Here is a 19,386-nt window from a genome sequence, read left to right as displayed (position 1 = left end):
CATATTTGTGTTGTTTATGCCAGAAGACTTGTGAAATTTATTCATGCATATATACTTAAAGAAGAGGTGAACATTATGTTAACATTTATCCAAAGGATTTATAAAAACCAAAAGAAAGAATATCACTTACTATTGGTGATTCTCACTTTTCTAGCATCATTTGAATTTACTTTTCTGGCAATGTATGATGCTTTTACGAAAATGAATTTTCATTGGCAGGTTCGTTCATCACTGCATGGTATTCCAGCTTTGGCATCGTTGGTTGCATTGATGTTGTGCGTGTTTGCAACAAAATATTTTATTGCAAATAAGCAACAGGAGTTTTCTATTTTATTACTCGCTGGTAGAAAGCCAAAGGATTTACTATGGTATTTGCTTATTCAGTTTGTTATTTTAATGTTTATAGCAAATTTATTAGCAATTATTATTGGAAATGGTCTTATGTATCTCATTAATATGCTTTTACAAATGCAAAGTCATTATGTTTTATTAAATTATTCTGTTGTAAATGTCTGTTTCTTAATTTTCTGGTATATGTTGTTTACGTTGATTGTAATCTTAGCTATTTCTGCTCATCAATTTGTTAGTCTTGATACTGATTTAGCAAAACATCTTTCACAAAAAACAATCTCGAATAAACCTGTTTATATTATTAAAGCAAGTGCTGTATCATCTAAAAGAAAAATGCCATGGGCGAGTATTATATTGAGTTTAGTTGCTCTTTATTTAACAGTTGATTCACTATTCAAACTCACTCAATTTCATTTATCTATAACAGAGTTATTAATGGCTTTTACCTTTGCATTATCTGGAATATTTATGCTTGTCATGTCAGTTATTCCTTTGTTTTATGATTTATTTCATCATTATTTATTAAAGCATCCAATATTGATGAATGGTCTTTCTAGTTTTAATGAATTTTCAACAATCATGTTAACTTTAGCAGCATTAAATATGTTAATATTACCTATTTTAGTTTTCTTAATCTTCTTTGGAGCAACTCAAAGTGCTGTTCAATCGATTATTGTTCCATGTTTTATCATGATGATTATTATGATTGCTTTATGTTTCTTATTAAGATTCTCAATTTATATTTCCCAAAGGCAATCAACACTCGCTGCTTTTCATGCCATTGGTTATCGTTCAACACTATTAAATCATATAGCCCTTATAAAAAATACGCTCTTTTTAATTCTTGTCTTTGTGATTCCATTGCTCTTTATGAGTGAGTTGTTCTATCGTGCATATCAGGAAAGTTTATTATCTTTTAATGTCATTATGATTATGATGAGCGTTTATTTCATTGTAAATAGTCTATTATTTATTTATACTTGCGTACAAGAAAGTCAATCTTTAAAGGAGGTTACACAAAATGTCAAATATCTTAATAGAGGCCAGTAATATTTCAAAAATTTATGATCCTGATATTTTTCTAAAAAGAGGCAAGAATTACTATGCTTTAAATAATGTTAATTTTCAATTAGAAGAAGGTGACTTTACATGCGTCATGGGGCCTTCTGGTTCTGGTAAAAGTACTTTGCTTAACTGTTTATCAACTCTTGATAAAATTTCTTTAGGAAGTATAAAAATCATGGATACTGATATCACTTCTCTTAATAAAGAACAATTATGTCAATTCCGTTATGACTATCTTGGTTTTATCTTTCAGAACCATAATTTAATTCCTTATTTATCACTTTTTGATAACATTGCTGCACCTATTTTATTAGCTCATGTAGATAACAAAAAAATTAAAGAAAAAGTCTTAGAAATTGCTAAAACGCTTGATATTGATAAGTTGTTAGATAAATTCCCAGGTGAATGTTCTGGTGGAGAATGTCAAAGAGCTGCTATTGCAAGAGCATTAATCAATAATCCAAAAATTATATTTTGTGATGAACCTACTGGAAACCTTGATTCTAAGAACTCTCATCGTGTCTTAAAATTATTATCAGAATTAAACAATCAAGGAACAACAATCCTATTAGTGACACATGATGCAATGATTGCAAGTTATGCTAAAAAAATGATGTATCTTTATGACGGTGGCATTCAATCAGTTATTTATAAACACCATGGTTCACAGATGGACTTCTTTAAAAAAATCAATGAAATTACAACTCAAGATAGTATTTTAAAAGAGTTTTCTGAAGATAAAGAAGATACCTCTGAAAAGATCGAAGAAGTTAAAGTAGAACAAGACAAAGAGATAGAAGCGATAAAAATAGTCAATAAAGAAAAAGCCTTTGTCTCTAGACAAAATGTTTATATGGTTATTGATGGACAACCATATGATGAACAAATTGCGAAAAGAAATACTCTCTTTCATATTGATGGAACACATATTCGTTATATGAATCAGAATAATGATGAAATAGAATTTGATTTAACTTCTATTCGTCAAATTCACTTAAATCTAAAAGCTCAATTTGTTAACTTTGGTCTATTTAGTCAATTTATTTTCTACCCTATTGTTGATATGGATTCATCAGAAGGAACTTATCTTTTTAAAGCGAAAAATAAAGATGATTTCATTCAAATTATTCAATTATTCCATCAGTTTAATATTCCTATAGATGATCCACGTCAAATAGAAGAAGCTTATAAAAAATATCCTAAAGATTATGAACGAACAAAGTTTTTCCAAAGAACTCATAAAGATCTTACACAGTATGACAAAGCAGATAATGTTAACGGTGTAACTGGTAAAAAAATACCATAGAAAAAACAACCCCTTCAACTCATTAAAGAATTGAAGGGGTTTATTATATTTCTTTTATATTCTGATAAGCATTAGCAACAGCACCTAAAATATTGGCGTCATTATGATAAGCACAACGTTCAACTTTTGTTGTAATAAGATGTTTCACTCGTTTAGGCAGAGAACTTGCAAACATATCTTGAATTTTTTTAATAAACCAATCTTCTTCAGAAATTCCACCACCAATACATATAATTTCTGGATTATAACAGATAACCATTGTATTTAATGCAAAAATAATATTTCTACACCATTCCTCCATAGCCTCACTAGCAGTTTGATTTCCTTTTAAATAAAGATGACAAATATCTTGACCATATTGTAAATAACAATCTGACGAAACCTTACTATTATAAATTTCAATTAAAGCAGACATCGATGCATAATGTGATAAACTTATTATCTGTCCATCTTTCATCGCAAATGGTAAAAAAGAAAATTCGCCTGCTAAATGATCAATACCCGTAAAATCTTTTTCACCATGAAAAACACATCCACCTACACCAGTTCCAATAATCAAATAAGCACTTATCTTGCTTCCCTTGGCATTTCCAAATTTCAGTTCACATAATCCTGCTGCTCTGGCATCATTCATCGCATAGACAGGTCTAAATAAGCGCTTTTGAATCTCTTGATTAATATTTGTTTGAAACATAATACAAATTGTATCTGCTGCTTTAGATAAAACATTTGAATCAGCATCAATAATACCAGCTGTACTTACTCCTACAAAATCAATATCCTTGACATCAATATCTTGACAGAGATAATCATAGAACTCATCTTTCGTAAGAAATTGATGAGTTGGTTTCTTCCATTTATCAATAATTAAAAAATCTTGATTCACCAATGCATATTTAATATATGTTCCACCAATATCAATTCCTAAATGATTCATAATGACAACCTCCTTTTTTTCATTATAATCCTTTTTCAGTTAATTCTCTAGCAACATCATCTTTAATTGTGACTCCTGCTGCTTCTAATTCTGCAATCTTTTCTGCAAATTGTGGTAAGTATTTCTTATGTGCTAATAATAATTCATCTAATACTTGTTTTGCTTTTTCTCCTGATGGAATTTGTGGATTTAAGATGAATGCCTGTAATGCCATTCCATAATCTCCTGTTACTGCTGCTGCTTCTACACAGTGTTCCATGTTTTTCATGCATTGTAACCATCCTTTTTCTGCTGGTTGCAATTCTCCAAACGCAATTGCTTTTGCTCCTGTTGCTCCAATGTATGCTGAAACTTCTACTGCACAGTCTGCTGGTAAATCAGGCACTGCTCCATTATTTCTTGTTGTCACAACAATGTGTCTATTGGCATTTGAATAGATTGATGCAATTGTTTCACATGCTGCATCACTATAATGTGCTCCTCCACGTTTTGCTAATTGTTCTGGTTTATGATCTAAGTTAGGATCTTTGTATAATTCAAACAATTCTGCTTCTGTTTGTTTCACTTGCTGTCCACGTGTTCCTACTTTTGGATCAGTATATTCTTCTAATCCATGTGCCAACATTTCTTGTTGACGATAGTAATATCTATGATATCCACAAGGTAACATTTTCATAGTATCTAATTGTTCCTTAAAATAAGGAACATCGTGAATGTTAGCAGGAATACCACTATCTTTACCTTCATACATTGCATCAATAATATCTTGAGTGACTTCTTTTCCATTTTCATCATAAACTTTATGCCAGTGGAAATGGTTTAATCCAGCGAACTTATAAGTTAATTGATCTAATGTTTTTCCAATTGTTTCTGGTTCTTTCATCATTGCACTAACTGGGACATTACATAATCCAATAACTTTGTCCCATTGACCATATTTCATGACTGCTTCTGTCACCATTCCACTTGGATTTGTGAAGTTGATGAGCCAAGCATCAGGACATAATTCTTTCATGTCTTCTACAATACCTAAGATGACTGGAATTGTTCTAAAAGCTTTGAAGATTCCTCCAGCACCATTTGTTTCTTGTCCAAGCATTCCATAAGAGAAAGGAATTCTTTCATCCTTGATACGAGCATTCAATAAACCAACTCTAAATTGAGTTGTGACAAAGTCAGCACCTGGTAATGCTTCTCTACGATCCAAAGTCATGTGCACTTTGACATCATAAGGAGATGCATCCCACATACGTTGAGCCATAGCACCAACGATTTCCATTTTTTCCTTACCATCTTCAATATCAACTAACCAAATTTCTCTGATAGGAAGTTCATCGTATCTTTTGATAAATCCTTCCATTAATTCTGGAGTATAACTACTTCCTCCACCGATTGTAACAATTTTAACTGCATTCTTCATAAAAAAACCACCTTTCTATATTTATAGACATATCATAATTCTTTTTAAAAAGAAGTAAATTCTTTTCATATTTCTTTGTACAATGTACCAATTTATATAGCACATCTCTCTATATACACGTAACAATGTACCAAAAGTACAAAGTTTACACTTTGTACTCGATGTCAAAAATATTTTTCAGAATTATTAACTCACTTTTTGCGATTGTTTATTTTGATATTTTTCATATGCCATTAAAAATGGAGCATAAACAATAACACAAATAACTATAACAATTAGTTGAGAAATAGCCCCCATAATATTACCACCAGTTGCTAGGAATCCCATTAATAATGGTGGCATAGTCCATGGTACTTCCAAAACAACTTTTGGACAGAAACCTATCATTGTTAAGAAATAACCAATTGTAATAGATAAACATGGTGCTAAGATAAAAGGTATTCCTAATATAGGATTTAAAACAATTGGTAATCCAAATGTCACTGTTTCATTAATGTTGAATAGCCCAGGTACAACTGATAAAGTTGCAATTGCTCGATTATCTTCACGTTTTCCAAAAATAAATATAGCAATAACCAGTGACAACGTTAATCCAGATCCACCCCATTTCCCAAACATTTCTAACATTGTTAAATTCAAAATATTTGGAATATCCTGTTGTCCACTATAATTTGCAGATGTATAAGCTGCTGTATTCGCATATAATAATGGTCTAAAGATAGATTGATTAACTGCCTCTACCATGTTATTTCCATGAATACCAACTAGCCAAAATAGTGAAATGACAACAAAAAGTAATAAAACAGCAAGTAAATTATTACCAATCACTCGACCTAACGGTTCTTGAACTAAAGTATAAATTAAGTCATTGACATAATTGCCTGTTAAACTATGTACAATAAATCCAATACCTCCGATTGCCACAACCGTTAAAAAAGCAGGAATAAGAACTTCAAACGATTTAGCAACACCAGGTGGAACTTGTTCTGGCATTTTAATTTTTAACACTTCCATCTTTCTCAATAATCCAAAAATCTCTAATGCAACAATCCCAATAATTAATGCTGTAAATAAACCTGTTGCTCCTGTATAAGATGATGAAATTCCACCAAAATCTGCAACACTAGCTCCTTGTGGTAAAAAATCTGCAACTGTTTTCGTTGTATGATCAGCTAAAGTTACTGTTTGTCCACTCAAACTATAGGTGTTAGGTGTAACAACCATCCATGATACAAATCCTAACACAGCACTAAAAACTCCAGTTTCTCCATTCATTTCCCCAATTTCTTGAGCAACGAGAATAACTATTCCAATTGAAATACATGAGATTGTCGCAAATTGTATAGCTGAAAAAATAGCATTCAATGGTTCCAACTTCATTACAATTGGTAAAAGACTTCCCAACCCTTGTGGTGCACCATTGACAACATTGTCATTAATCAATACATTTGTCCATAATACACCAATAGCTCCAGCAATCGTTGCTGGCATAAAATTTTGAAAAGCATTTTTAATTGCTGACAAATATTTATTTTGTCCACACCATGCCCCAACACGACCGAGCTTATCAGCAAAAGCATCCATATTTTTTCCTCCCTTATATGATATGATGCTATTATAACTTGTTTGTATTTTTCAACAATATTTTACTCTTCAATAGGTACATCGTATCTAAAAACAAAAATAATCATCTCACTTTTAAGAAACGTTGTACCAAAGTAGAAAATATATAGATAAAAAAGAAAATCATTATATAATATGATAAAAAGGAGAGGTTATTATGCTAATAAAAGAAAAGTTAAAAGACACACATACATTTTCAGAGATAGAAAAATGTATTGCTCAATACATATTAAACATCAATCTTAATATAAAAAAAGAAAGTGTCCGACATATTGCCGAACACACTTATACATCTCCTTCATCAGTAATGAGATTCTGTCAAAAATTAGGCTTTGAAGGATATGTTGATTTTAGAGAAGCTTATATCCAAGAAATAGAATACTTATCTTCTCATTTTCAAGATATTGACGCTAATTTTCCATTTCAACCCAATGATAAAAATGTTGTAATTGCTAATAAAATAGGAATACTTTATGAAGAGACAATCAAAGATACTCTTGCCTTAATTCACCATGACACTCTTCAACAAGCCGCTAATATGCTTGAAAAAGCCAAAAATATTTATGTTTGCTCATCAGGCGCATCAAAAGATATTGCCAAAGTTTTTAAAGATAATATGCTGAAAATTGGGAAAACTGTGATTTCTTATCATAATACAAGTGATATTTATTATGAAGCTTGCTTTCAAGATCAAACAAGTTGTTTTATCATTATTTCTTATTCAGGCGAAACATCTCGTGCTGTTAGGGTGGCTCAAAAACTCAAGGAGCGCCATATACCGATGATTGCTATTACATCATACGGACACAATACTGTTACAAATCTATGTGAATGTTGTTTATATATATCTACAAGACAAAAATTAATTACTAATCTTGGTAACTTTTCAATTAATTTATCTATCCTTTATATTCTTGATATTCTTTATGCAAATTGTTTTCATTTCCATTATCAAAAATATTTATCTGATAAAATAAAGTACTCTCAAGAAATGGAAATTGATAGAAAATCTGATAACCCTATTTTAAAAGATGACTTAATTAAATAAGCCATCTTGTTTTTTATTTATTTTTTTAATAACAAAATAATAACAAATTGCAATAACCAATCCTTTTGCAATACTTGATAGAGAAATTGCCCACCAGATTCCATTTAAGGCTAGTACAGTCGCTGATAACAACATCACTAGAGGAATTCTAGCAGCTGTTAAAGTCACTGATACACAAGATGGTATGAATGTTTTTCCTAAACCATTTAATGTTCCAGCCAAAGTACTTTCAATACACATAAATAATTGCGAGAAAGCAAGAATCTGTAAGTAATCTACACCTAGTGGAATAACGTCTTTTTCAGTTATAAAGATTTGAAAGATGATTTGTGGAAAAAAATAAAGGATTGCTGTTGTTAAAATACCCCAAACAACACATGTCTTTAAAGCAGAGTACGTTCCCTTCTTAACACGTTCAATATTACCTGCTCCATAGTTTTGAGCCACAAAAGCATTTAATGCATTTCCAAATCCTTCAGCACTCATCCATGAAATAGATTCTATTTGTGAACCTACTTTTTGTACTGCAATAGCGACATCACCATATCCAGCTATAAATCTTGCAATAACCATTGAAATAAAAGTAAAACATAAACTTTGTAATCCAGTTGGTAATCCAATCTTTATAATTTTAGCATAGATATATTGAGGATTTCGTGTTTTTAATTTCATTTCATCAAATAAAATCTTATCTTTTTTTGCATAATAAATCATCATCATTAAAACAATCAATTGTGAAATAACAGTAGCAATTGCAGCACCTAATACTCCCATATTCAATCCAAAAATAAGGAATGGGTCAAGGATAATATTTAGTATTAATCCTACTGTTGTAGCTATAAAAGGATGATGGCTATTTCCAATCGCTGTCATTAAACTGGTAAAAATTTGATTTATAAAATTAATTACCACAAATCCACAAGTCACAATCAAATATATTTCAGCCTGTTGAATCACTTCTTGAGAAGTTAAATGAAAGAAACTAATCATTGGTCGATAACAAATAAGAGTTATAACTCCATATAATATTCCAAACAAGATTCCGAGTTGAATTGTTGCTGAAGCATATTGAGTTGCCTGCTTTTTCTGTTGTGAACCAATTGCCTGTCCAACACAAACCTGGCCTCCCATTTTAGCAAGTGTACTAATGCCATTGGACAACCACATATACATCCCTGCACTTCCTACAGCCGCTACAGCACTGGCCCCAATTCTTCCAATCCAAATCATATCGATAAGATTGTAAGCCATTTGGATTAAAGATGTTCCCATAATTGGCAATGCTAATGTCATAAGGGTTTTAAAGATTGGACCCTCTAATAAATTCATTGATTTTTTCATAAAATAACTCCCATCAAAAAGAAGAACTTTTTAAAGTTCTTCCTCTATAACTCCCATTAATTCTAATATTCTATTTAAATCTTTCGTATCTGTATATTTAATTGTAATTGAATTATCAGCAACTTTAATCTTTGTACGATATTTCTTTCTGAGTAATCCTTCTACATATACATATTCTTTTGGTTTTGCTTCCTTAGGCTTAGCAATTCTTGCTGCCTGTAATTTAATACCTTTCACAATATCTTCAACTTCTCTTACAGACAATTGTTGATCTATTGCTTTTTGTGCCACTTCCAAAGCTTTCTTTTCATCAATTGTAATAAGTGGCTTAATATGTCCCATTGTTAATTGCCCTTCTAAAACATAATCCTGCATCTTTTTAGGCATCTTTAACAATCTCACAGTATTAGCAATATGTGCTCTTGATTTTCCTACACGCTTTGCTAATTCTTCTTGTGTTAACTTTAATTTTTTCATCATTGTCTGATATGCTTGAGCTTCTTCAATTGCATTTAGATCTTCACGCTGAATATTTTCTAATAAGGCAATTTCCATCATTTGCTGATCAGTAAAATCAACAATAATAGCTGGTACTTCAGCTAATCCAACAATAGATGCTGCTCTAAAACGTCTTTCACCTGCTACAATTTCATAACCTTGTATAGATTCTTTCACAATGATTGGCTGAAAAATACCATGTTCTTTAATTGATTGTGCCAACTCATTTAATTTTTCTTCATCAAAATGTTTTCGTGGCTGATATGGATTAGGTCTAATATCCTTTAATGGAATAAGAACATGTGATAAATTGGGTGCTTTCTTTTCAATTGCATCAATAACTGACTGTAAATCGCCACCTTGTGATGCATCACCAAAAATAGCATCTAATCCTTTTCCTAACTTCTTTGATTTCTTAGCTGTTGCCATTACGTTTCACCACTTCCTTAGCCAATTTTGCATATGACTTTGCACCTTCAGAACTACTATCATAATCAAAAATATTCAATCCTTCTGAAGGAGCCTCTGATAACTTAATATTTCTTGGAATAACAACATCATAAACTTTTTCTCTAAAATATTTTCTCACTTCCTGTGAGACTTCAATTCCTAAATTTGTACGAGAATCTAACATTGTTAATAAAACACCTTCAATTGTTAAATCTTCATTAAAAACCTTCTGTGTTAATAAAATAGTATTTAATAATTGTGTCAATCCCTCTAAAGCATAATACTCACACTGAACAGGAATCAATACTGAATCAGATGCCGTTAATGCATTTGTATTTAATAGCCCTAAAGCTGGGGGACAATCTACAATCACATAATCATATTTATCTCTTTGTGACGCTAGAGCATTTTTTAATCTTTGTTCTCTCCCTGTTTTTACTTGAGAAAGTTCTATTTCTACCCCAGCTAAATCAATATTAGCCGGAACAATATCTAAACGTTCAACATCAGTTGGAATAATAATTTCTTTTAATGGTGTATTTTGAGTAATTGCATCATAGACAGTTAAATCTAATTCAGCACGATCAACACCTATTCCCTGAGTCGCATTCGCTTGAGGATCAATATCAATCAATAGCACTTTTTTACCCATATATGCAAGTGCCGCACTTAAATTGACACTTGTTGTGGTTTTCCCTACACCACCCTTTTGATTTGTAACGGCTATAACTTTTGACATTTCTATTTCCTCCTTGATAACATATGCGTAACTATTCTAACACAACTTACACTCTTTTTACACCTATTTTTTCACCCATCAGAACACGTGTCTCATCATGAGTCATTGAGTTCTTTATAATATCTTCATCTATATCAATAATATTGGCCTTCAACAACATAACAATTGTTGATCCCCCAAATTCAAAATATCCTTTTTCTTCACCTTTTTGAAAACTTGTTTTCGAATGATTGACTATCTTCCCAACCATCATAGCTCCTACTTCCATATAAATCACATCATCAAAATTCTCTGTATGTAATAATGAATATGAACGTGCATTTTGTTTATAAATAGGATAATAATCATTTGCTATTGGATTGACAGTATGAAAAATACCTGGAATATAATGATCATCTTCTTTTGTACCATTATCAATAAAACAGTAACGATGATAATCATCTACTGTCAATCTAAAAATCAAACAGACACCACCTTGATAACTATGTGCCAATTCTTGATTCTGTAATAAATCCTCCAATGAATATAAAGAATCTTTTATTTTTAAATGAGTATCTTGAAAAATTGGATAATACGTCAATTTAGAATCTGCTGGTGCTATTAAAGTATGACTATCTTTAGAAAATGGGCGATATTCTCTTTTAATTTGTCTTGTAAAAAAATCATTATAACTATGATAATCTTGAACGATATATTGACTCATATCAATATGATTTTTTTGAATAAATGGTTGAATTTTATGCTTAGATAAAAAACTATTCATGTATATTCCCCCTAAGTAGGTAATAAAAGGAAGGGTAAGCACTTTTAGCAGACATCTTCCTAATACATGACTATATAATAATTTTAATAAGTTATTTTGACTTTGATCAACAATAACTTCCTGACCTTTTCTATCATAAATTTTCATTATAAAAATACCAATCCTATGCAAACAAGCACACCGATTCCAACCATCCCCAAAATACCTTTAAAACCAGGTTTAGGCACAGCAAAATCCACAACAAATGCAATTGCAACAATAAGCATAACCCAACCATAAATACTATAAGTTAACATTGGTGTTAAAAAATATCTTAATAAATAAATAGCTGGAAAAATCAATGACGAACTTGTCACTGGTAGCCCCTGATAATATTTTCTCTTTTCAGTCGTCTCTTTTTGACGCATTTCCTCAGCTACATTAAAATATCCTAATCTACTGACCGCACATACTGCATATAATGCAAAAATAACAAACCAAATCCAACTATCCAATCCCATGGTATATCCAATTAATGCAGGAAATATCCCAAAACTAAACATATCAGCTAATGAATCGATTTGAATTCCAAACTTTTTTTCTTCTTCAGTTCGATCTTTTTTGGTACGCGCAACCATCCCATCAAAGGAATCAAAGGCACCACATAATAACAGACAGATTAAAGATCCTACAGTATTGCCTCTAAAAGCCAAATGTGTCCCAAATAGTGCACTTATTAGACTCAAATACGTTAATATAACCGTATAATTATAATAACCAATCATATCTTTCTCCCATTTTCTAGTTTAACGTCTGTATTATAGCATACTTCTACAATTTTTTATAGGACTTTTCTTTATTAGTAAAAATTTCAAATTTTTCATCTATACAAAAAGCAGCATTTCTGCTGCCCTTTATGTTTTTACATATCTATTTGGATACCACTTGTTATTCTCTTTTGAACCTTATCCTTCATCTTATTTAAATCAATTGAAATTCCCTGATATCCATTTAAACCATGCTTTTTAGCAAGTTCCTCAGTATAATCTTTCATACGATAAACAGTAAATCCTTTTCTTGTTCCATAAGCATCTTTAAGATTCGTAATCTCATAATGATTAACCAAAGGTGTTAAAACAACATTTTCAATTGATGTACGATTATCTTCTTTCTTTAAATCAAATGATAACATACCTTCTAATTGTGTTTCTTCTTCCATCATTCCACTTACAAAATTACCAAGACTATAAGCCACTAATGTTTTATGACCTTCTTTTCCTTCTACCCATTCTATTGGTTGTAAAGTGTGAGAATGTGTACCAATAATCACATCAACACCTAAATCTGCAAATAACTTAGCATATTTTTTTTGAAAAGCATTGGCTTGTGTATCATATTCATTTCCCCAATGACATGAAACAATCACAAAATCACTAATTTCTTTTGCATTTTCAACATCTTTTCGAATCGTTTCTTCATCAAACAAATTCATACAATAGGAATTGGGCATCTTATGTCCATTTGTTAACTGATTATAAGATAATAAAGCAATTTTAATACCATTCTTTTCTACAACTGTAATATCATCTCTTTTTTCTTGTGACTCATACAAACCAATATAATGCATATCTTTATACTTCTTAAAAACATTTATAGAATGAAGAATTGCTTCTCCACCTTTATCTAAACTATGATTTGTTGCTCCATTAACAATATCAAAACCAACATCCTGTAAATTTTTAGCCATGACATCTGGTGTATTAAAATTAGGATATCCTGATGGTTTTCCACCACCTAAAATTGTTTCCTGATTCACAAAAGCCAAATCAGCTTTTTGAATATAAGATTGAATATTCTGATAATACGAAGAAAAGTCATAATCATCACCTTTTTTCGCATTATCTATTAATAACTGATGCATTAAATTATCACCTACAGCAGTGAACGAAACTGTTTTATCCTGAGTAACAGGTGTCTTATTATCAGCATCTTTTTGACTTGAACATCCAACCATTAATAACATCGCAACAACGAATACAATAATTTTTTTCATAAGTACTCCTTACTTCGTAGTGCTTCCAAATCCTCCATTACGCACTTGAGTAGCGTCATCATCTTCCACTATCCCATACTGCATAAAGATTCCTTGAGCAATACCTTGACCTTTTTTTACATCTACATTTTTTTCTTCATTAGAATCATTAGTCATCTTAATAAAAATATGACCTTCATTATCTGAATAAAAATAATCGCTATCAATAACACCTACTGTATTATTCAACTGTAATCTATATTTAAAACCCAATCCACTTCTAGGATAAATCATCAATACCCAACTTTCATTCATTTCACATCTTATTCCTGTTGGAATCTTGATTGTTTCACCCGGTTTCAAATAAACATCAACCGGTGTATAAAAATCATATCCTGCTGATCCTCGTGTTGCACGTTTTGGCAATTCCAATTCATCATATATCTGTTGAATAGATTCTTGAGATGCCTTTGGATCATAATCTAAATAACTTTCTTCAAATTGCTGATATGACACTTTATAAAATTTTGCTTTCTCCATAACTCCTCCTATTGTTTATAATACTCTTCCAAAGTTAAGCCACTTTCATGAAGTTTTGTCGCAAGTTCCACACCTACATAACGCATATGCCATGGTTCATAACCATAATTTGTAATTGCAACTTTATCTTTTTGATATCTTAAAATAAATCCGTATTTATAAGCATCACTGACAATAAATTTTCCTAGTGGACTTGTTGCAACTTTTTCACTTAAACGATCACCTTGTGTCGTATAAGAAATATCAATCGCTAATCCCAGTTGATGTTCACTTCTACCAGGATAGGCACTATATTGAGATGCGTATTCCTCACCATAGACTTTCACCTGATTATTCCAATATAACTTTTGTGTTGCATTTGTACGATATCCTGAAATTGAATAAATATCAATACCTTTTTCTTTAGCCGCATTATAAAATTTTGTATATGCCTCATTGGCTTCTTTTCTCAACTTTTGATTTTTATTATCAATCACAGGCTGTAAATCATCAGGTACCCACCCCTCTGGAATAGCATGAACTTTATTCACAAGCACTGTTACATCTTCAGGGTTTTCAACTGTATCTGGTGTCACATTTAAAGGACTATAAATACCATTTTTAAAATATTTCACAACATCTACTGTTAATGTTTGTATACTTTCATTTCCTGATTCATCTTTGACAGTGTATTTAATTTGAGATTGTCCAAGTTTTGATGTATCAATCTCATTATATTGAACAGCTGATATTAAATCACCATCCACTTCATCTACTGCTTTTTCAATAAAAGAAGTATAATCAATTTGTGAATTTAATCCAACCTGTACTCTTGTTTTGGTTAATTTTAATGCTGGTGCTGTTTTATCTTCTTCATGACTACAACCAGTTAAAATAAACATTCCAGCTAATAATAAACATAAATATTTCTTCATAACATTCTCCTTTTAACGGACACCGCCGCCTCCGCCACCTGAGAAGCCGCCTCCGCCGCCTCCAAATGATGCACCGCCTCCAAAGCCTCCTGACCTTGAAGCCTGCTGAGCAGCCATAGCAGCATTTCGTGATGCACGCATACTATCATAAGCAAACATATGAACCATCTGCATTGTATAAATTGTATCTAAATTTGACTGTTGATTAAATGTTGGACATAATTCTCCTAATTGCTCACTCACTTTATCAGCAATACCTAAAATAGAAGCAAAAATCAAATATTCTTCCCACATTCTCACTTCAATCACTTCTTTTTCATCAATCAAACTCATTTCCTGTAAAAATTTCTTTAAGCCAATCACTTGTTCCATTTTTTCACGTAAAGTAACATCAAGAACATCGCGTTTTCTTTTAATTTTTAACCCCATATATCGAGTATCGGTTTCCTCAACTTTAATTAAACCACTATTTTTAAATTTATATTCTACAGTGTTTTCAATCTGAGTAAACCATTCATCAATATCTTCATAGTGTGAACCACACCATTTTTCAAATTCTTTTGTTTCTAACTTTTTATTTGATCCAGCAGCATTTCTAATAAAACCTAATAATTTCATTTCTAATGGATCTGTAATAGGAATTTCTTTATCTAAATCAATAGAAAAACCATCTTTTTTAAAGAAAACCATACGTGACTCTTCTGTTTTATTAAAAACAATATAACCTTTTTGAATCCATCTTAATAAAACAGCACCAACCATTCCACCACGATCTTTATCAGTAATTAAATTGGCTTTCTTTGCTAGATAATAAAATTCAAAAATATCTTTGTTGCAAGGAATATCTCTAAACATATTCACATTATTCTTATGCAAAGGTTGTCCATCACTAAATACGTATTTCATCTTCTCACGTTTTTTACTAGAAAAAGCACTTGCTACAAAAATAGATCCCACTAATGCCATTGAACCCACAACAATCCCAATTGGTAAAATAGTATCCATAGCACTTATTTGTGTTGATTCATCATTTCCATCACTATCGAGATTATCATAATCACTGCCTTCTTGAGCATCAGCTAAAACATCTTTAAAATACTGACCTGTTGCATAAGGAGCAGAAAATGTCCCATCATTAATGCGCATTAAAAGCTGCATTTTACTACCACGAAAACGACTTCCATTGCTTGTCATAACGACTTTACCATCTACAAAATGTACATCACCATCATAACCAAATGCCCATATTGATGCATTTTCTTCATTAAATGTATAAGGTGAAGAAATAGTCACTTTGGCTTTATCTGGTGTTAAAGATAAATCTGAAAAGAATGCATAATTGAATCCCTGCTCATTATCTTCATAACCTTTGATAAAATGAGACACATCATATTCAAAAGTATATGTTCTTTTACCATAATCACCGATTCCAAAACACAATTCATATCCATCTGATTTTGTAACTAAACCACATTTTCCATTCTTTTGTTTTCTTGAAGCATCAACATCCCATTCACCAATATTTTTATAATTCAAGCCATTTTCATCAGTGACCTTGAGATTCGTAATCTTTGATGCTCCCATTCTATTAAAAACTTTATAAACCTCTGTTCCCTCATTAATATTCATATCCCATATTTCTTGTATATGTGCACTTCCATCCTCATTAATATAAGCATGAATCTGCATATCTTTTAATTCAGTTGAACTTGCAAAAACTGTTCCAATTGAAAAGAAAAGACTAAGAAAAAGAGAAAATATAAGACATATTTTCTTTTTCTTCATATTAAAACTTAACCTCTGGTGCTTTTTTATCAGCTTCATCAACTTGGAAGAAAACAAAAGGTTTAAATCCAAATAATCCAGCAATTATATTTGAAGGGAACATTTCAATCTTATTTTGATAAGCATAAACTGAATCATTATAGAATTGTCTAGCAAAAGTAATTTTATCTTCTGTCTCTCTCAATTCATTTTGTAATTGTATAAAGTTTGTATTCGCCTTTAAATCTGGATAAGCTTCACTTAACATCATCAACTTATTTAATGCTTGTGTTAACTCCCCAGAAGCTTTCATTTGATCCTCAGGCAAAGAAGCACTCACATAAGTATTTCTTGCTTTAATCACATCATCCAAAGTTTCCTTTTCATGTTTTGCATAACCTTTTACAGTTTCTACTAAATTAGGAATCAAATCAGCACGTCTTTTTAAAACCACATCAATCTGTGCCCAATTTGTTTTCACCTTATTTCTCAATCTTGTTAAACCATTATATGTCATACCTACCCATAACGCTATAACAACAACGACACCTAAAATAATCCATATCATATATCATACCCTCCTGTATGTCCTTATTATAAACCATATTGCCTAAAAATTCCTTAATTATTCATTAATTTTTTACAATGATGCATATCTATTGACACTTTTCATAAAAAAGCAGATAATTGACTTAGTCAGTTAATTGGAGGTATATCAATTGAAGCCATCATTTGCCTTATATATAACAATATTACAAAAACAATTTAGACAATTCTGTCAAAAAGAATTGCAAAAGCATCATTTAACCCAGGGGCAGTTATTCTTTTTACTCTATATCGGAAAACATCCACAATGTTCACCGAAAGAATTAGCCACTCAATTACAATTAGATTCTGGACATACAACAAGAGCACTTACAAAGTTAGAAAATCATCAATGGATTGTTCAAGAAGTCAATCCACGTGATAAACGTGCAAGACTCTTATCATTAACACAAAAAGGACAAGAGATTTTTCAGTTAAGTCATGATTTCTTTTATCAATGGGATCAGATGATCTTAAAAGATTTATCATCGCAAGAAGCAGAATTACTTATGACATTATTAAATAAAATGGTCATTTCAAAATAAGGAGGTCTACATATGAAATACGCTATTATCTATTCAAGTCATACTGGAAACACAGAACAACTCGCACAACAAATTCATTCTTTTTATAAACATGATGAATGTGTATATTATGGTCATCCATCTTCCAATGACATTCATGCTGATATTTTGTTTATTGGTTTTTGGACTGATAAGGGAACATGTGATGGACCTTTACAAGATTATTTAAAGAAGATAAAGAATCAAAAAATATTCCTATTTGGAACAGCTGGTTTTGGTGGCAGTTCTCAATATTTTCAAACAATTCTTCACAATATTCTCTCTTATATAGATACTTCTAATGAGATAATAGGAACATATATGTGTCAGGGCAAAATGCCAGTAAGTATTCGTGAACGTTATGCTAAACTGGCTAAAGATAACCCTCAAAAGTTTTTACCATTGATTGATAACTTTGATCAGGCGCTCTCTCACCCAAATGAAAAGGATATTCAATCGTTGATAAATCAACTTCAATCCCTTCCCAGATAGGCACAATTTGTTTTTATTATAAAAGTTATGGATTTCTCCATAACTTTTTCTTTTACCTTAATTGTGTAATATCAATGAGTGACGTATCACCCTGATGTCTTTTTTGTAAACTTGTTATTAAGGCTTGGGCAGTATCTAATGATGTATAAATTGGAATTCCTGCTTCAACTGCAAATCTTCTCATTAAGAACCCATCTTTTAAGTTATTGTTTCGAGTTGGAATATCAATAACAAGATCAACTGTATCTGTTAACATTAAATCAAACATTGTATTAGCTGAAGTTCATATATCTATTTTTTTCTTTATATCATCTGGCAGGTCATTTATAGCTACCTTTAGTTTATTTTTTGTAAACTTTTTCATTTCTATTTTTAATCATTATTCCTTCAACAATATCATATGAAGTTACTAATTTTCTTATATCTTCCTGTAAAGTGCTCTTAGGATAAAAATAGCCATTATCACCTTTATCTATACCTAATGATGCATAAACACCTCCGCAAATTTTATCAACAATCAACTTTGGCTTAGAATAATTATATTCGCCTATCATAGATGTATTGGTATGTAAATTCATGATAACTCGTATGATTTCTAATTTTAAAACAGTCGTTCCATTTTGTTTAGGAAGAATATCCTTTTTTGATAATTTATTATTTATACATTTATTATAAAATAAAACTGATTTTTTATTTTCTTCTTCTGATTCTATAAATTGAATTCCTGTAAGATGTAAAAAGTTCTTTTTTTCAAATAACATCTCAGAATAGGAATACTTATGTGTTTTCTTATTATAGTGAATGAACATAACATTCATATTAAGTAAATTATTTTTATACAATTGTGCTGCTTCAATCAATATATTTATTTCCTTTGATGATAACATAAATCCTCCATACAATAATTTAAGAAGGGTTCATAATTTCCTAAGAAACTACAAACCCTTCTCTTGCTTGATTTTTCTGTTGCTTGCCA

At 31.0% G+C, this 19,386-nt stretch carries 20 protein-coding genes; 5 read left to right on the top strand and 15 right to left on the bottom strand.

From position 1 onward, the window contains the following. The first annotated feature begins 75 nt into the window (after positions 1 to 75). Positions 76 to 1,401 carry an FtsX-like permease family protein gene (locus BN1865_RS11075; RefSeq protein ID WP_050637301.1) on the top strand — a complete coding sequence of 442 codons (1,326 nt, stop codon included), beginning with the start codon at positions 76 to 78 and terminating at the stop codon, positions 1,399 to 1,401. Continuing rightward, the gene (locus tag BN1865_RS11070) at positions 1,373 to 2,722 is read left to right on the top strand and encodes an ABC transporter ATP-binding protein (protein WP_050637300.1); all 1,350 of its coding nucleotides are present in this window, start codon (positions 1,373 to 1,375) and stop codon (positions 2,720 to 2,722) included. The genes BN1865_RS11075 and BN1865_RS11070 overlap by 29 nt, the downstream gene beginning before the upstream one ends. 43 nt (positions 2,723 to 2,765) lie before the next feature. On the opposite strand, the gene BN1865_RS11065 is transcribed toward BN1865_RS11070, so the two are convergent. The 3 genes from BN1865_RS11065 to BN1865_RS11055 form a co-directional block, all read right to left on the bottom strand. After that, positions 2,766 to 3,659 (bottom strand): ROK family protein, encoded by an 894-nt coding sequence (locus BN1865_RS11065; protein WP_050637299.1) that lies wholly within the window; start codon positions 3,657 to 3,659, stop codon positions 2,766 to 2,768. Positions 3,660 to 3,681: 22 nt separating this feature from the next. After that, positions 3,682 to 5,079 carry a 6-phospho-beta-glucosidase gene (locus BN1865_RS11060; protein ID WP_050637298.1) on the bottom strand — a complete coding sequence of 466 codons (1,398 nt, stop codon included), beginning with the start codon at positions 5,077 to 5,079 and terminating at the stop codon, positions 3,682 to 3,684. A 186-nt stretch (positions 5,080 to 5,265) separates the two neighbouring features. Beyond that, positions 5,266 to 6,663 carry a PTS sugar transporter subunit IIC gene (locus tag BN1865_RS11055; protein WP_050637297.1) on the bottom strand — a complete coding sequence of 466 codons (1,398 nt, stop codon included), beginning with the start codon at positions 6,661 to 6,663 and terminating at the stop codon, positions 5,266 to 5,268. A 196-nt stretch (positions 6,664 to 6,859) separates the two neighbouring features. Here BN1865_RS11055 and BN1865_RS11050 point away from each other — a divergent pair, with 196 nt between their 5' ends. Further along, positions 6,860 to 7,750 carry a MurR/RpiR family transcriptional regulator gene (locus BN1865_RS11050; RefSeq protein ID WP_050637296.1) on the top strand — a complete coding sequence of 297 codons (891 nt, stop codon included), beginning with the start codon at positions 6,860 to 6,862 and terminating at the stop codon, positions 7,748 to 7,750. Here BN1865_RS11050 and BN1865_RS11045 read toward each other — a convergent pair. The 10 genes from BN1865_RS11045 to BN1865_RS11000 form a co-directional block, all read right to left on the bottom strand. Further along, entirely contained in the window at positions 7,739 to 9,091 is a 1,353-nt protein-coding gene (locus tag BN1865_RS11045; protein WP_050637295.1) for an MATE family efflux transporter, read from the bottom strand. The genes BN1865_RS11050 and BN1865_RS11045 overlap by 12 nt on opposite strands. Before the next feature lie 30 nt (positions 9,092 to 9,121). Continuing rightward, entirely contained in the window at positions 9,122 to 10,018 is an 897-nt protein-coding gene (locus BN1865_RS11040) for a ParB/RepB/Spo0J family partition protein (RefSeq protein WP_050637294.1), read from the bottom strand. Further along, positions 10,005 to 10,778 carry a ParA family protein gene (locus BN1865_RS11035; RefSeq protein ID WP_050637293.1) on the bottom strand — a complete coding sequence of 258 codons (774 nt, stop codon included), beginning with the start codon at positions 10,776 to 10,778 and terminating at the stop codon, positions 10,005 to 10,007. Before BN1865_RS11035 ends, BN1865_RS11040 begins: the two co-directional genes overlap by 14 nt. Before the next feature lie 46 nt (positions 10,779 to 10,824). Next, a complete protein-coding gene (locus BN1865_RS11030) occupies positions 10,825 to 11,541 on the bottom strand; it encodes a phosphatidylserine decarboxylase (RefSeq protein WP_232780378.1) in 717 nt (238 codons plus the stop codon). 146 nt (positions 11,542 to 11,687) lie between these two features. Next, a complete protein-coding gene (locus BN1865_RS11025; RefSeq protein WP_050637291.1) occupies positions 11,688 to 12,305 on the bottom strand; it encodes a CDP-alcohol phosphatidyltransferase family protein in 618 nt (205 codons plus the stop codon). Between the two features lie 137 nt (positions 12,306 to 12,442). Beyond that, positions 12,443 to 13,573, bottom strand: a complete 1,131-nt coding sequence (locus BN1865_RS11020) for a CapA family protein (protein WP_050637290.1) — start codon at positions 13,571 to 13,573, stop codon at positions 12,443 to 12,445. Between the two features lie 9 nt (positions 13,574 to 13,582). Beyond that, the gene (locus tag BN1865_RS11015; protein WP_050637289.1) at positions 13,583 to 14,092 is read right to left on the bottom strand and encodes a dUTP diphosphatase; all 510 of its coding nucleotides are present in this window, start codon (positions 14,090 to 14,092) and stop codon (positions 13,583 to 13,585) included. 8 nt (positions 14,093 to 14,100) lie between these two features. Next, on the bottom strand, positions 14,101 to 15,006 hold the full coding sequence (locus BN1865_RS11010; RefSeq protein ID WP_050637288.1) for a D-alanyl-D-alanine carboxypeptidase family protein: 906 nt from the start codon (positions 15,004 to 15,006) through the stop codon (positions 14,101 to 14,103). Positions 15,007 to 15,018: 12 nt separating this feature from the next. Beyond that, positions 15,019 to 16,791: a DUF2207 family protein gene (locus BN1865_RS11005; protein ID WP_232780377.1), complete on the bottom strand. Its 1,773-nt coding sequence runs from the start codon at positions 16,789 to 16,791 to the stop codon at positions 15,019 to 15,021. 1 nt (position 16,792) lies between these two features. After that, entirely contained in the window at positions 16,793 to 17,338 is a 546-nt protein-coding gene (locus BN1865_RS11000; RefSeq protein WP_050637287.1) for a LemA family protein, read from the bottom strand. Between the two features lie 151 nt (positions 17,339 to 17,489). On the opposite strand from BN1865_RS11000, the gene bilQ reads away from it, so the two are divergent. Together bilQ and bilS are read left to right on the top strand one after the other, a co-directional pair. Next, positions 17,490 to 17,900 carry a bilirubin utilization transcriptional regulator BilQ gene (gene bilQ / locus BN1865_RS10995; RefSeq protein WP_050637286.1) on the top strand — a complete coding sequence of 137 codons (411 nt, stop codon included), beginning with the start codon at positions 17,490 to 17,492 and terminating at the stop codon, positions 17,898 to 17,900. 12 nt (positions 17,901 to 17,912) lie between these two features. After that, entirely contained in the window at positions 17,913 to 18,410 is a 498-nt protein-coding gene (gene bilS, locus BN1865_RS10990; RefSeq protein ID WP_050637285.1) for a flavodoxin family protein BilS, read from the top strand. A gap of 52 nt (positions 18,411 to 18,462) precedes the next feature. On the opposite strand, the gene BN1865_RS10985 is transcribed toward bilS, so the two are convergent. Together BN1865_RS10985 and BN1865_RS10980 are read right to left on the bottom strand one after the other, a co-directional pair. After that, entirely contained in the window at positions 18,463 to 18,678 is a 216-nt protein-coding gene (locus BN1865_RS10985; protein ID WP_050637284.1) for a hypothetical protein, read from the bottom strand. Positions 18,679 to 18,751: 73 nt separating this feature from the next. Continuing rightward, on the bottom strand, positions 18,752 to 19,297 hold the full coding sequence (locus BN1865_RS10980; RefSeq protein ID WP_050637283.1) for a PBECR4 domain-containing protein: 546 nt from the start codon (positions 19,295 to 19,297) through the stop codon (positions 18,752 to 18,754). Positions 19,298 to 19,386: the final 89 nt, after the last annotated feature.

It is taken from the genome of Candidatus Stoquefichus sp. SB1 (genome assembly GCF_001244545.1).
Taxonomy (GTDB): domain Bacteria; phylum Bacillota_I; class Bacilli_A; order Erysipelotrichales; family Coprobacillaceae; genus Stoquefichus.
Note: the sequence above shows the minus strand (reverse complement) of the source record. Positions and strands in the feature narration are given on the sequence as shown.

Bases quoted from the DNA above. Each gene is read 5' to 3' on its own strand.
- BN1865_RS11075 (WP_050637301.1), top strand. From the start codon at position 76: ATGTTAACATTTATCCAAAGGATTTATAAAAACCAAAAGAAAGAATAT.
- BN1865_RS11070 (WP_050637300.1), top strand. From the start codon at position 1,373: ATGTCAAATATCTTAATAGAGGCCAGTAATATTTCAAAAATTTATGAT.
- BN1865_RS11065 (WP_050637299.1), bottom strand. From the start codon at position 3,659: ATGAATCATTTAGGAATTGATATTGGTGGAACATATATTAAATATGCA.
- BN1865_RS11060 (WP_050637298.1), bottom strand. From the start codon at position 5,079: ATGAAGAATGCAGTTAAAATTGTTACAATCGGTGGAGGAAGTAGTTAT.
- BN1865_RS11055 (WP_050637297.1), bottom strand. From the start codon at position 6,663: ATGGATGCTTTTGCTGATAAGCTCGGTCGTGTTGGGGCATGGTGTGGA.
- BN1865_RS11050 (WP_050637296.1), top strand. From the start codon at position 6,860: ATGCTAATAAAAGAAAAGTTAAAAGACACACATACATTTTCAGAGATA.
- BN1865_RS11045 (WP_050637295.1), bottom strand. From the start codon at position 9,091: ATGAAAAAATCAATGAATTTATTAGAGGGTCCAATCTTTAAAACCCTT.
- BN1865_RS11040 (WP_050637294.1), bottom strand. From the start codon at position 10,018: ATGGCAACAGCTAAGAAATCAAAGAAGTTAGGAAAAGGATTAGATGCT.
- BN1865_RS11035 (WP_050637293.1), bottom strand. From the start codon at position 10,778: ATGTCAAAAGTTATAGCCGTTACAAATCAAAAGGGTGGTGTAGGGAAA.
- BN1865_RS11030 (WP_232780378.1), bottom strand. From the start codon at position 11,541: ATGAATAGTTTTTTATCTAAGCATAAAATTCAACCATTTATTCAAAAA.
- BN1865_RS11025 (WP_050637291.1), bottom strand. From the start codon at position 12,305: ATGATTGGTTATTATAATTATACGGTTATATTAACGTATTTGAGTCTA.
- BN1865_RS11020 (WP_050637290.1), bottom strand. From the start codon at position 13,573: ATGAAAAAAATTATTGTATTCGTTGTTGCGATGTTATTAATGGTTGGA.
- BN1865_RS11015 (WP_050637289.1), bottom strand. From the start codon at position 14,092: ATGGAGAAAGCAAAATTTTATAAAGTGTCATATCAGCAATTTGAAGAA.
- BN1865_RS11010 (WP_050637288.1), bottom strand. From the start codon at position 15,006: ATGAAGAAATATTTATGTTTATTATTAGCTGGAATGTTTATTTTAACT.
- BN1865_RS11005 (WP_232780377.1), bottom strand. From the start codon at position 16,791: ATGAAGAAAAAGAAAATATGTCTTATATTTTCTCTTTTTCTTAGTCTT.
- BN1865_RS11000 (WP_050637287.1), bottom strand. From the start codon at position 17,338: ATGATATGGATTATTTTAGGTGTCGTTGTTGTTATAGCGTTATGGGTA.
- bilS (WP_050637285.1), top strand. From the start codon at position 17,913: ATGAAATACGCTATTATCTATTCAAGTCATACTGGAAACACAGAACAA.
- BN1865_RS10985 (WP_050637284.1), bottom strand. From the start codon at position 18,678: ATGTTTGATTTAATGTTAACAGATACAGTTGATCTTGTTATTGATATT.
- BN1865_RS10980 (WP_050637283.1), bottom strand. From the start codon at position 19,297: ATGTTATCATCAAAGGAAATAAATATATTGATTGAAGCAGCACAATTG.